Annotated in this window: 10 protein-coding genes; 1 reads left to right on the forward strand and 9 read right to left on the reverse strand. The window is 38.4% G+C overall.

Annotated elements, in window-relative coordinates; all coding sequences use genetic code 11:
* Nucleotides 1-88 precede the first annotated feature (88 nt).
* From H6G08_RS32540 to H6G08_RS32580, 9 genes are all read right to left on the reverse strand, one after another.
* Nucleotides 89-3499, reverse strand: coding sequence for a CHAT domain-containing tetratricopeptide repeat protein (locus tag H6G08_RS32540; protein WP_190550747.1), 3411 nt, complete (start codon nt 3497-3499; stop codon nt 89-91).
* A 292-nt stretch (nt 3500-3791) separates the two neighbouring features.
* Complete coding sequence (locus H6G08_RS32545) at nt 3792-4136, reverse strand: hypothetical protein (RefSeq protein ID WP_190550749.1); 345 nt, start codon at nt 4134-4136, stop codon at nt 3792-3794.
* A 277-nt stretch (nt 4137-4413) separates the two neighbouring features.
* Nucleotides 4414-4899, reverse strand: a complete 486-nt coding sequence (locus H6G08_RS37120; protein WP_199322828.1) for a hypothetical protein — start codon at nt 4897-4899, stop codon at nt 4414-4416.
* Between the two features lie 160 nt (nt 4900-5059).
* On the reverse strand, nt 5060-5617 hold the full coding sequence (locus H6G08_RS32555) for a hypothetical protein (RefSeq protein WP_190550751.1): 558 nt from the start codon (nt 5615-5617) through the stop codon (nt 5060-5062).
* 121 nt (nt 5618-5738) lie between these two features.
* Nucleotides 5739-7019, reverse strand: coding sequence for a DUF4407 domain-containing protein (locus H6G08_RS32560; RefSeq protein ID WP_190550753.1), 1281 nt, complete (start codon nt 7017-7019; stop codon nt 5739-5741).
* A gap of 217 nt (nt 7020-7236) precedes the next feature.
* On the reverse strand, nt 7237-8643 hold the full coding sequence (locus H6G08_RS32565; protein ID WP_190550755.1) for a DUF1822 family protein: 1407 nt from the start codon (nt 8641-8643) through the stop codon (nt 7237-7239).
* Between the two features lie 18 nt (nt 8644-8661).
* A complete protein-coding gene (locus tag H6G08_RS32570; RefSeq protein ID WP_190550756.1) occupies nt 8662-10260 on the reverse strand; it encodes a hypothetical protein in 1599 nt (532 codons plus the stop codon).
* Between the two features lie 185 nt (nt 10261-10445).
* Nucleotides 10446-10583: a hypothetical protein gene (locus tag H6G08_RS32575; protein ID WP_190550758.1), complete on the reverse strand. Its 138-nt coding sequence runs from the start codon at nt 10581-10583 to the stop codon at nt 10446-10448.
* Nucleotides 10584-10625: 42 nt separating this feature from the next.
* Complete coding sequence (locus H6G08_RS32580; protein WP_242046364.1) at nt 10626-13640, reverse strand: CHAT domain-containing protein; 3015 nt, start codon at nt 13638-13640, stop codon at nt 10626-10628.
* Nucleotides 13641-14024: 384 nt separating this feature from the next.
* Here H6G08_RS32580 and H6G08_RS32585 point away from each other — a divergent pair, with 384 nt between their 5' ends.
* Complete coding sequence (locus tag H6G08_RS32585; RefSeq protein WP_190550760.1) at nt 14025-14174, forward strand: hypothetical protein; 150 nt, start codon at nt 14025-14027, stop codon at nt 14172-14174.
* The last annotated feature ends 75 nt before the right edge of the window (nt 14175-14249 follow it).

Here is a 14249-nt window from a genome sequence, read left to right on the forward strand (position 1 = left end):
AACAAATGAGAACCTATAATCAATATAGGCTTTTATTAGTAGTTTGTGTAAGGTTAATTGATGTTAATCTAGAATTCAAGAATCAAGTTTAATTCGATTCACCAATTAAGGTAAAAGCCGCCCAGTTTTGAGGGTGTGGGTGTTGCTCCATCGTTTTCAGCATTGCCTGACGCAGGGCAAAAGCCTTTCCTTGATGTAAATTTTGATAAAATTCTGTCATCAAGGACGCAGTAGGTGCATCAGGTATTGACCACAGAGAAACAATGACACTGGGGACACCTGCACTAATCAAAGAACGCGACAAACCAATCACCCCGTCACCGGAAAGTTTTCCTCTACCTGTGTCACAAGCACTCAACACAACTAATTCAGCATTTAGCTTTAGATCAAAGATTTCGCTGGCTGTGAGTAAGCCATTAGTTTCTTCTGTTTTACCTTTATTATTAAATACTTCAGGGGCTAAAGCGATCGCACCGGGTATACTTCCAGCAGTAAAATCATCGAGTAAGCCGTGGGTTGCAAAGTGAATAATTCTGGCTTTGGGGAGTAGGGGTAGGATTGCAGATTTGGTGGCGTGATCGCCGATAATCGGATTGGTTTTGAATATCTGCGCGATTTCTTTCACTTCTTTCTCTGCATTGGGAAGAGAATTTAACCTGGTTGCGGGTTCCCCAGGTTTTAGCGATACTTTGGGCATGGTGGGATTACCTACAATCAGTGCATCTGTGGGTTCTGGCGAGAACTTTTGACGTTGTTGATGACTTAATTGTTGGTGAGTTAAATCGAGTACCTGTATTGATGGTGCAGTTTGGATAGTATGTTTCTGGATGAGATAATTTCTCTTGGCATCTTGCAGCGCTGGGAAGGGAACGAAAAATAGAGAACCTTGGGGAATGAAGATGACACGAGCATTTGGGTCTTTTGGTAAAAGGTCGGCGATAGGATCGATGAGAATTTTGTGCAGTTCCTGTAATTTGGTGTAGGCTGTGTGGGAGTATGATACTTTTGTAACTTGAGCAAATGTGCGTTCGATAGGTGTTTCTGTTTTTTTCCAAGTAGGGTTCCAGATTTTGACTGTTCCGTTTTGAGGGTTAACTGCTACAACTTTCCAAGGTGGGTCACTAGAACGATCTTCTGTATTGAGTCTTACTAAATCACCAATTGCGAAATTTTGTTGGTTATTTGCGCTTCTGAGACTATCTATAGCGACACCTAAATCTTTGAGGTTGTGGTTAACTAGGTCTTGCAAAGAAGTGTTTTGTTTTTGCCAAAGAGGTTTGAGGTCAACTTGCTTAAATGCAATTTCACCAGTTGGTTTGATTACCCAAATATAGAGGTATGATTCTTTAGGTTCTGGTTTACCTTGAATTTTGAATTCATCACTAATAATTGAGTATTCAACTAAGGTATAATTTTGTATATTTGCGATTTGTTTTACTTCGCTAATTGTAAGTGGTTTGGGTAACTGATTTTTATTTTTATTATTAATAAGTAAACGAGATGATATTAAATCAGCAAATGCCCTTGCACGACCACGTTCGGAAACTTCCAAAGCCGCATCAGTTTTATTTTGGGCAATTAGGACTTGTTGTAAAATCTGGTAGACCCCACCCTGGGTGTCAGAAATGGTTATTTTATTTTTATCTTGCAAACCACCTCGTAAAGATTCTTGAACTTTCATAGACTCAAATAGAGTGCTTTCTGCTAACGGAAGATTTCCTTGTTTGTAGTAAACAAGTCCTAGATTCTTTAGGGCATAACCCTCTCCTTCAAGGTTTTTAATTTCTCGGGCAATTTTCAAGGATTGCTGTTGGTACTCAATGGCTTTCGGGTAGTCTCCCTTATCGTAGTAGGTAAGACCGATACTACCCAGTGCCAAACCCTCCCCTTGACGGTCTTTAATTTCTTGGGCGATTTTCAAAGCTTGTTGAAAGTTCTCCATCGCTTTGGAGTCGTCTCCCAAATTACCGTAGGTACTCCCAATATTAATCAGTGCAGTACCCTCCCCTAAACGGTCTTCAATTTCTTGGGTGATTTTCAAAACTTGTTGAAAGTTCTCCATCGCTTTGGAGTCGTCTCCCAAACGCATGTAGGCAAGACCGAGATTACTTAGTGCAGCACTTTCCCCTTTAGGGTTTTTAATTTTTTGGGCGATTTCCAAACTTTGCTGTTGGTACTTAATGGCTTCGGGGTAGTCTCCCACATCCAAGTAGACAAGGCCGAGATTACCCAGTGAAGTACCCTCCTCTTTGCGGTTTTTAATTTCTCGGGCGATTTCCAAACTTTGCTGTTGGTACTCAATGGCTTTGGGGTAGTTTCCCAAACGCATGTAGGCAGCGCCGATATAACCCAATGACTGCCCCTCCCCTTTACGGTCTTCTATTTCTCGGGCAATGTTCAAGGATTGCTGTTGGTACTCAATGGTTTTGCGGTAATCTCCCATACTTAAGTAGGCAATACCGAGATTGCACAGTGCAGCACTTTCCTGTCTACGGTTTTTAATTTCTCGGGCGATTTTTAAGGATTGCTGTTGGTAATCAATGGCTTTGCCAAAATCTCCCTTATCCAAGTAGGCAAGACCGAGGCTAACTAGTGCAGCAACCTCTTGTTCAGGGTCTTTCATTTCTTGGGCAATTTTCAAAACTTGTTGATGGTATTCAATAGCTTTGGGATAGTTTCCCAAATCATGGTAGGCAAGACCGAGATAACCCAGCGCATCACTCTCAAGTTGAGTGTCTTTCATTTCTTGGGCGATTTTCAAAGCTTTTTGACCGTATTCAACCGCTTCAGAATATTTTGCCAGATTACGGTAAACATCACTAAGATTCGAGAGTACAACACCCTCCCACAGAGGGTCTTTTATTTCTCGGTAAATAATTAGTGCTTGTTGCCAAGATTGTAATGCAGCTTCAAATTGACTGATTTGAGACTGCTCAAAACCTTGCTGTAATAATCTATCTGCTTCTACTTTGCGGGGATTGTTTTGTGCAAGATTAGATAAAGCCTTTAACTCTAGCTCACGGTTTTGATTTGCTCTGGCGATCGCTAAACTTTGTTGGTAATAATCAATCGCCTTCGCTGTATTCCCCTGTCCAGCATTTGCCCTTCCAAGATTAAGTAGTGCCCTTGCTTCGAGATCGGGGTTTTTAATTTCTCGTGCTATCGATAGCGCCTGTTGCTGGTGGGCGATCGCTTGAGGATAATCTTTTAGAGATAAATAGGCGTTACCAATACTTCTGTGAGTATGTCCCTCTGCTAAACGTTCCTTAACCTGCTGGTAAATTGGCAGTGCTTTTTGAAAAGATTCCAAAGCAGCTTTTGGTTGATTGTCTTTCATTTGCTGCTCACCCAGTTTGAACAGCCGATCAGCCTCAGCTTTGCTGGAATTATGCATCGCTTGGCTTACGTATAACGAAACTGGCTTGGCTGAAGGTAAAGCAATCGCAGATGCACCCAAGAGGGTAACTAGCACACCGAGGAAAACTTTTTTAACACCCATATCTTAACACCCAGACAAGTGACTATTTAGACTTAATAACTGGTGTCTATCACCCTATTTTTGTATAGTAAATCACTGATATTTGTATATACTTTTTGTTTATACAAAATTAAGCTATGGACTTCAGTCAATCTGAAGTATGAAGGGATGATTGTTGCGTTGGCGATGCCTGCGGCGGACTACGCCAACGCATCTCAAATAACAGGATGGTAAGTGCGATCGCTTTAAAGTGGACAAGAAACATTAAACGCTCAATACAAAAAAACTAGTTTCTTACCACTCATTGCAACTATCAACTTGAACAACCAGACATTTGGCGAAGATCATTTATTTTTTCTACCGCACTCTGGTATAAAGGGTTTTGAGGAAAGATAGCACCTCTAATAATACCATCCTGTAAATATGCATCCAATACTATTGTCATAGTACAATTGGTTGATTTAATTGTCTGCTCATAACCCGGTAAACCTGAATTTTTTGCTCCTTCTGTTGTATTAATATATAAATCAAGTTGTTGATTAACACCAAAAAGGTATGCATTTACATTCACATTTTGTGCTTTAGCTTTACCAACATTAATCATGGGTAATACAATTAATGTAGCAGCCAAACCAGCGTTCACTAGTTTACGAATCATGAGTATCTCCATAGATGATAGTAGTATTGCAACAGCACACTTTGTAGAGTGATTGCTTTGCTAGTGGTATATCTGGATGAGACTTAGAAAAATATGCAGCGATTAATAGAGAAAAATAGACGAATGCTCAAAATGACCGTTTGCTGCAAAATAGTCGAGGTAAGAGTAAAGCGATAGCATCTCAAGTATGGTGAATTATGAAGTGGGTTAGCCGGAGGCTTTGGCGGAGCTATCGCTCTTGGATAATAGGTTAGCGAAGCTTACTAAATCACCTATTTTAATTCGCTCTTACATACCGACGGATATTTGCTTCTTTTCCATTCCCTGTATTGATTAATTTGTAGAACCAAAGGGAAGAACCAGACCCCTCGTATGTGAGTGTAACCACTGAACCAACCTTTGCTTCAATCAAATTGTCGTACCACACAAAGTATTGATTGCCACTTCTAGATTGAATCAAGACCTTGTATCCGCCATTTGAGTAATCCCAACCAAATCCTTGAATGAGAGTAACGGGTATTGATTCAACAGCAGCATGTGCAACTTCAGCATTTAATAATGCAGAAGATGTCATTAATAGAGCAATAGGAAGCGTAGCTTGCCAAGTACATGTTGTTAGAAGTATTGCCAACAAATTGCTAGCTTTTTTAGAAATACTGGACATTGATTTGTTAATATGTAATTTCATCATTTTTACTGGATTTTGAGAAGTTTTAAAGTTGAAATATTGGCTTAACAGTTCTAACTTAATTGGGAGCATCAAGATTAATTAAATTGTTTTGTAGTGCGGTCATCTGCATCGAGAGCGAGCTAATAAATAACTACCAATTTAAAACCAGATGTCCCAAGTTGTTTATTCCCTGTTACTGCTATATCTGGATGAAGTTTAACCAAATATGCAGCTTGCAGAAATAAACAATTAACTAAACTCCTTCATCAACAATCTGCCTGAATTTTTTGACCAGCTTATCTTTCATATCTACAAAATTGTGGATTTCTTTGTCTAAGTCTTGCTCTAATGCTCGCTGAAGAGTACCATTGATAATGGTTGCCAATCTTTGAGTTTTCTTTTCAACCGAAGCAATAAAGCGATCGAAAATATTGTTTAATTCTTCTTGTAATTCCTGTTCTTTTCGCATCAAAAAAGCAGCCGTTTCTGCTCGACTATCAGCTTTACCTCGAATCAAATACTGATTGCAGGTTTCTCGCAATGCTTGGGAATGAGTTTCTCGCACCATTACTAAAGCTTTTTTACGAAACTCAAATTCAGTTTTAACGATTTCGAGTTCACCCATTTTCGCCGCACGTTGTACAGGATCGGGGAAAAGTTTGGCAAGAAATGTGTCGCGCTTTGCTGTGTTGCTAGCAATAACGATGTCAGCGTACTCTCCAACGGCTTCAACACTAGAAGATTTAGCCATTTGTGAACTTGTGGGAATTTTTTTCAGCGAACTGTTCGTTGTATCAATGTAATCAGACATGATTAAACTCCAGTATATATTTTTAAGAGAATAGTTTTCGGAGAATATTTTGCTTGGTTTAATGAGTTGATATCCGATTGATTAGTATCTAGGTGGAGGCCTTGCACTACTAACGCATAATTTAAATACTTTCATTGTCTTGGCTAAAGTTATGTAACTGCTCCAAGTCTTCTTTAAACAATCTTTCTACTCTTGCTTCAGTGACAGCATCAGCAATTTTATTTTTCAATTTTTGGTCGAGTATATGTTCTTTGATATGATTTAGCTCTTCCTCTATCTCCATCCCTGTCATTTTAATTTGGCTGAATTGCTGGGTCATTTCTTGCTCAATATTCGTTGCAATCAATTGCACTATTTTTTGGCGAATATCAGCCAAATCTTTGCTCATAATTGCTTCATCTAAGATAGCTGTAAATTGATGCGTGAGAAATTCCTCAATTTTTTGTCCCACCTTTACTCGAACAGATTCGCGGATGAGACTTTGATGTTGAATTTGTTCGTCAATAGCTTTTTTATTATCTGATAATTTTTGTGTGAAGTAGTAAATTTTTTTGTCATCTTGTGCTTCAATCGCTGCATCGTAGACGCTGTATTCCGACATTAATTTGACTATGAGAGGTGCAATTTCTAAAGTTGCGAATAATAAGACAAAGAATAAATTCATTGCACCTATTACTTTGTCATTTTGAGCTAATTTTTCTAGGACTTCTAATTGCTGTGTTAGTCCAACATTTTGAACTGTATAATTGTCAAAAGTATTCTTCTTTTGCTGTAAATCTTTTTCGTTTTTCCTAATTCTTACTAGGATATCATCGATTTCTAATTGAGTACGTGGTGCTAATTTATTTTTAGAATCAAACACAGAAGTCAATTGTTCTGTCAGAATTTTTTGTTTATTACTTAATTCAGTTTTGCGAGTCTGAATTTCGCTCTGTAATTGTTGAATCTCTTTTTGTAACTCAGCTTTTCCCTCTGCTGCGATTTCTTTTTTGATGCTAGACTCAAAGATTTTTAGCTCTAGTGGTTTAGTAATTCCCACTGCTAAAATACCAGCAAGTGCTAACCGGGGTAATACTACTTGAATTTGTCTGAAGAAACCATTTTTTTGTTTCTTCTTTGCACTTAAGACAAAGAATCTGTCCAAGTTAAAGATGATTAAACCCCAATAAATTCCTAATGTTACTGCGGTTGGAGGTGCAAGAAATGTTGAAAACGCAAATGCACCCGATAATGTCGCAGTGGAAGCGGTGAGTAACAAAATTCGACCGATCGCAGCTTGCTTTTTGATATCGCTTTGGCTACCCAGTTGGGATAATGTTTCAATATCAGCACCAGCACAATCACAAAAGAACTTGTCGATGTTGCTAATCGGTTGTTTTTGCTGTTGCTCTGGCTTTTTCATTGCACACCTCTGTATCTTCCGATATCTTTTTATCTGGAGCGAGTTAGCGGATAATGCAAAGAGTCAAGCGATCGCGCAACATTTGTTTACAATTGCAAAATCAAAGAAAACTACTTTAGACTAATAGGACAAACTATCGGCTCGGCTACGATATTGAACCGAAGACAATTTTGAGCATAAACTTGGCATAAAGTATTATGCGATCGCGTCTGCGAATCTAAATGATAAAATCTTTGCCGATACAGCTATCTCCCAAAGTTATTTTGACACTAAATCTTTCTCCTTGTTGACCGCTAAATTTTTTCTGAATGACTCTATCTGCTTCTCTAGAAATAACTTCGCTAAAAGTCTTACCAGTTTCATCTAATACCGTCATGCGACAACCGGAAGGCAAATATTTTTCTTTTTCTATCGCATTCACTTGTACTAAAATTGCAGCTTTACCATCACTTTTCTCTAAAACTCCCACAATCAAAGCCAAGGGATAACCTGCTAATTGCATTCCCAAATCTATCCCCCGTTTGACTCCTACTGTAGAATTTTTCGGGTCAATTATCCATAAACTTTCAGCCGCAGTCCAACGAGTTTCTTCTTTTTTGGTTGTTTGGATAAGATAAATTAGAGTATCAATAATTTCTTGATCTTGATAACCAATTTTTCCTAATCTTTCGGCAGCAATTTGCTTTTCTCCTTCATCTGCGGTATTTTTTATTTTTTCAATTAGCTCTTTTATCTGCTTTAAGGTGTTCGCATCAGGTTGTTTATTCGAGCTTTTGTTTCTCATTCTAAAGGCTAAGTTGACTTTTGATGCTGCAAATAATTCCTCTAATGTTTGCCAACCTGCATCAAAAATATTTTCTATATTTTTTTGCCAACTTGACAGTGGGATGAGTGTAATTAGTCTATTTTTATATAATTTCTGTCTCCACGCATCATTTTCTAGTAATGCTCCCCACTTAAAAAAATTTATATCCAAATGAGGTAAATAAGCAGAAGGCTTACTCAATTGCCGGATAAAATATTCTGCCTCATTTGTGGATATTATTGGCAAAGTTTGAATCACCTCTCTTTGTTGGGGGCATAATTCTAGTGATACAATGAATGTATTAATATCTGAAATCAAATCATCTGATAATAAAGAGTACGTACGTTCTATTGCGTCATATTCTCCTTGATTTTTCAACTCGATATGTGTTGTAAAACCCCAAATTGAAAGACTCAGTTCATCGGGGATAATTTGCACTGCTAAATAATAGTCAGCAACAAATTTAGGGATATCCACCCATTCTTGAGGAACAGAGAATTCTTGATTATCAATTGCTTCGCTAGGAATTATAACAATGCGCTTATCTCCGATTGAAAATGATGTACCATTGACAAATTCCCAAATATCTGGAGAACTTAAAATTATTGGTTGAGATAAATCTAATTCATTTTTTAACCATGTACTCACAATATTTTGACTGAGAAGGTTGAGAAATGCATTCCAACAGGCTGCATCATTAGAGTATTGGTGGGAATTATTTACTTGCAACCATGCTTTTTCTCTGTCATTTTCGGAAAATGAAAAATTCAAAGCTTGAGAATTACGATTAATAAATTTCACTATACTTTGCTCAAACATGATTTTCCTCTCCTTGAATTAGTTCTCAAATTGGGTATAAATTGTTTTCTGTAGCCATCGATCAACAAAAGTAGAGATTTGTCGCTCGGCTGATGCGATCGCATTAAGCTTTATGGGTAAACCTTCTGGCGAAAAGGGTAAATCTTTTTGAACTTCTTCCGATAATTTTAGGTATAACTGTTGTTTTACGCCATTAATTATTTCTTGTAAAGTTGATTCCGGAGTATTCAAACTTTGAGCAACTTGACTTAATGGTAAATTTTGCATGTAATAAAGATTGAAGATTTCTAGAGTATTAGCGCTAAAATTGTGAGAAATTGACCGATAAAAATTGCCAGTTAATAATTCAGAGAAATTAGACTGAAAATACCGCGATAAATAGCTATCAAGCGAGTTTGATATATCTCTAATCTGCTGAGGATTTAGAGTCAATTTATATCTTTCTTGACTCCAGGATGTAACTGCTTTTAAAAGAGTATTTTTTACCCTAGATACAGTAGTTTGAGCAACTTCAAATGCATTTGCAATCTCTCCTTGCGTTATATCTAAACCGAACTCAAGCTGTAGCATTTTCTTCTTAGCTTGAGGAAGTTGCTCGTAAGCATTAAATATAATCGTTTGAATTTCGTTCCACTCTTGATTTACTAATTCGTCTGGCTCATCTTCCCTATCTTCATAATAATTACTCAAATCCTGAGATTCTATAGTATCAATTAAAGTTGCTTGACGATCATCAAAAGCTGTTCCTAAAAGTCGATCGAGAGAATCAATAGTGGGTGAAGTATTATTGCGTAAAGCTTTTACACAAATTAACAGTAATTCTTCTAGTTCTTCCCGATTAATGGTAGTTTGTTGTAAAGCTGTCACACAAGCTCGCAGCCATCTATTACTTTTGCCATTACTAATTAACTCTTGTGGTTTGGCTAGTAATTGATTGTATCGGTTGGCGATCGCTTCTAACTGCTCTCGATTTGGCCATGCTAATTTTTGACTTCCAGCTTCTTTTCTAGGTTTATAAATTTCATTAAAACAACGCCAAGCAAAAAGATGTTGGGATAACTTATAATTACCTTCTGTGTTTTGAATACCAAAATTGCTTAAAGCGTCTTTAATAAACTCATATGAAACATTACGCAATAATCCAGCATCAGAATATTTTCTTTTTGTTTGACCTATATGAATGAAATCATAAAGAACTGTTCCTAGTCGGTATTGAGCAAATTTAGTAATGGAACCACGTGTTGCATCATATTTATTAAACAACCTGGCGAATTTTTCTTGGTTGAGCAGGTTAATTCTGGCAACTTGCATCAAATCCTGTGCAGAATAATTGATTTGCGAATCAATTTTAGCTAGTTTTTCAGATAACCAATAAGTAGTTTCTTCTAAATAGGAAGCAATGTGTTTATGTGCAAATATATTTGGATTTGCATGTCTGCTTTTTTCTAGCCAATACTCTACCCAAAATTCCTCATTATCTTTCTGTTTTAAACTATAGTGTTCCTGAAAATGATGAAATAATTTGCGATCGCGCAACCAGGTTATGCGAGAATTGTGACTATCAACATATAGAAAAGTTGTTAATTTATCTATTAATTTTATTCTTTTTGCTAACATTACCTACCTTCCTATCGCTAGTATGAGTTGTACTTTATTGAGATGAATTCCAAAAATCTTCAACATCCTTATATTGAAATCTGATGATTATTTGACTTTTCACATTAAATTATCAAACCGCGAAATAACGTTATTTTTTCCACAGGTTAATTCTCAATAGCTCTAAGTTAACGAAAATAGCTAACCTAAAAATTAGGGTTTGAGAAATCCGGGAAAATACCGATTTCCAGATACTGTGAAAAGTCAGGATGATAATGCATTGATTTTTGTTCTAGCGCTGCTGCCATAAATGACCCTTTTTTTGATTTACTTTGATCTGACATAAGTAACTCTGGACAGGTTTTGAGATTTATGCAGGCTACGGTTTAATTTGTTTCCCCAATTAAGGTAAAAGCTGCCCAGTATTTAGGTTCTGGGTTTTTTCTCCTGGTTGCTAACATTGCATCCCGCAACGCTGAGGCTTTATCAGAATTATTCTTTAATTGCTGATAAAATTCTCCCATTAAAAACTTCGTCGCATCATCATCCACGCTCCACAGAGAAACAACAACACTGGGAACACCCGCACTAATCCAAGAACGCGATAATCCAATTACCCCATCTCCAGTAATTTTTCCCCTTCCCGTATCGCAGGCACTCAGGACAACTAATTCGGTATTATTGAGTTGTAAATCGAAGATTTCGCTCGATGTTAACCATCCGTTGATTCCCTCTGACTTACCTTTATTTAGAGGTTCGGGAGCTAAAGCGATCGCACCTGGAATATACCCATTTTTGAAATCATCCAGTAACCCATGAGTTGCCAAATGAATAATTCTGGCTTTGGGTAATAGGGGTAGGATTGCAGATTTAGTAGCTTGATTACCAATTATTGCCTTGGTATCAAACATCTGTGCTACTTGTTTGGCTTCTTCCTCTGCATATGGGAGAGATCGTAGTTTTGTAGGGGGTTTTCCAAGATATGGGGGTACTTCTGGCATGATAGGATTCCCGACAACCAAAACTGATTTGGGGCTATTTTGAGGGGTTGGAGATAGTTTTTGTCGCTGTTTTCGAGTCAGATCAAGTACCTGGATTGATGGTGAGGTTTGGATTGTATACTTATCGATGAGGTAATTTCTGTTATCGTCTTGCAATGCGGGAAAGGGGACGAAAAATAGCGAACCTTGGGGAATAAAGATGACACGATCGCGATCGTTTTTTGGTAGTGAGTCTGCAATGGGTTCAATGAGAATTTTGTGTAGTTGCTGTAGTTTTTTGTTGGCTGCGTAAGCGTAGGAAACTTTTGTTACTTCGGTGAATTTTCTATTCTGCTCGTTACCAGGAGTCAGTTGAATTTTCACAGTTTGATTTTGGCGATCAACTGCAACTACTTTCCAAGGTGGATCGCGATCAAAGGCTCCATTGGGTTTTACCAAGTCACCAACCTCAAAGCTCGAACTGCTGGAGCGAGTATTAATGTTACTACCGAGAGATATAAGAGTTTCGGCAATGGTGTTTTCTAGGGAAGTATTTTGTTTTTGCCACAGGGGTTTGAGGTCAAATTTGCGGAAAGTGACTTCTCCTGTTGGTTTGATAACCCAAATATATAGCTGTGATTCGAGCCATTGTTCTTTACCTTCAATTTTGAAATCATCGGGAATAATTGAGTATTGAACCAGGGTAGCGTTTTGTGCAAACGCAATTTGTTTGATTTGGTCTATGTTAGGTGGAGCGGATAATTGTTCGTTGGGGTTATCTGATAGTTTAGAAGCAAGTAACTCAACAAAAGCTCTAGCTCGACCGCGTTCGGCTATTTCTAACGCTGCATCAGTTTTATTTTGAGCGATGAGAACTTGTTGTAAAGTGCGGTAGGCTCTACTCTGTTGTTCAAAAATTGTGATTTTATTGTTATCTTTTAATCCACCTCGTAGGGGTTCTAAAACTTTGATTCCTTCTTGGAGAGTGCTTTCTGCTAACTGGAGATTTCCGATTTTTTGGTAAGTAAGTCCTAGATTATTGAGTGCATAACCCTCCCCTTCACGGTATTTTATTTCTTGCGCGATTTTCAAAAATTGCTGGTGGTACTCAATGGCTTGGGGGTAGTCTCCCAAACTAAAGTAGGCATTGCCGAGATTACCCAGGCTAATACCCTCCCCCTGAGGGGATTTTATTTCTCGTGCGATTTTCAAAGATTGCTGGTAGTACTCAATGGCTTGGGGGTAGTCTCCCAAACCAGAGTAGGCAAGACCGAGATTACCCAGGCTAATATGCTCCCCCTGAGGGGATTTTATTTCTCGCGCGATTTTCAAAGATTGCTGGTGGTAATCAATGGCTTTGGGGTCGTCTCTCAAACCAGAGTAGACACTACCGAGATTACCTAGTGCATTACCCTCCCCTTCACGGTCTTTTATTTCTTGTGCGATTTTCAAAGATTGCTGGTGGTACTCAATGGCTTTGGGGTAGTCTCCCATACTTAAGTAGATATTACCGAGAGCGCCCAGTGATTGACCCTCACCTTTACGGTCTTTTATTTCTTGGGCAATTTTCAAAGATTGCTGGTGGTAATCAATGGCTTTGGGGTAGTCTCCCAAACGAGAGTAAGTAAGTCCTAGATTATTGAGTGCATTACCCTCCCCTTCACGGGATTTTATTTCTCGCGCGATTTTCAAAGATTGCTGGTGGTAATCAATGGCTTTGGGGTAGTCTCCCATACTATCGTAGGCATTACCGAAATTATTGAGTGCATTACCCTCCACTTGACGGGATTTTATTTCTCGCGCGATTTTCAAAGATTGCTGGTGGTACTCGATGGCTTTGGGATAGTCTCCCAAACCATAGTAGGCAAGACCGAGATTACCCAGTGCGTTACTCTCCACTTGACGGGATTTTATTTCTCGTGCGATTTTCAAAGATTGCTGGTGGTACTCGATGGCTTTGGGGTAGTCTCCCATCATATTGTAGGCAAGACCGAGATTACCCAATGCAATACTCTTCTCTTCACGGTCTTTTGTTTCTTGGAAGATTTTCAAGCTTCGCTCATAATACTCAATAGCTTTTGGGTAATCTCCCATCATATTGTAGGCATTGCCGAGATTACCCAGTGATTTACCCTCCCCTTGACGGTCTTTTATCGCTTGATAAATATCGAGCGCTTCTTGAAAAGACTGTAACGCTGCGTCAAATTGACTTATTTGAAACTGCTCAATACCTTGCTGTAGCAACCTATCGGCTTCAGCTTTCCTTGCATCATTACTCTGCGCCAATATTCTGTACCTATAAGCATCCCTGCTTTGAGCCGACACCTGTGGCGTAAAAAATGGTGCTGCCAAATCAAACATAAAAGCAGTGGAGACAGCCAGAAATGCCACAAAACCCAGAGGACGCTTTTTGGTCAGCATAGCAATTAAGTGATAAATATAGCACTTATCACCATTATTGACCGATTAGCAAATCATTCCTCGCCTCTACATAATTTTTTCAGCTTATACCTATTGCTAAAGATAATTATCTTCACGCACGCAAAAGCACAAAGTTTTTTTGATTACCCGCAAATCAAACTAAAACCTACCCCTGAATGTCGCCGTCGCACTCACGTATCGTTAAAAAACTTCACAAAAAAAGCTATTGATTTGGTTATTAGTAGTTGCATAAATCACCAAACCCCTCCAGATAGACTCACAGAAGAAAAAACAACACAACATTAAATAAACGTGCTTGGTTCGCTTCTAAAAGATTAATTACTGACCAACAATACTATCAATAAAACATCGGAGACTTGGAATATGAATAAGCTATTTGCAACCGCAACTATGGGTTTATTGAGCGTCGGATTTTCTACATTAACACTCACTCCCAACGTTGAAGCACTCGAACCTCCCAGCCAAGCACAAAGCGCTTCTAAGAGGATGTTTGAAAAGTCGGACAGATTGTAAAAAAGCTCTCTCGGTATACGCTGTGAATAGATAGTAGACAGCACCGAGAGAGCAACATGAGTAAAGCATATCCCA

The organism is Calothrix anomala FACHB-343 (assembly GCF_014696435.1).
In the GTDB taxonomy this organism is placed as follows: domain Bacteria; phylum Cyanobacteriota; class Cyanobacteriia; order Cyanobacteriales; family Nostocaceae; genus Aulosira; species Aulosira anomala_A.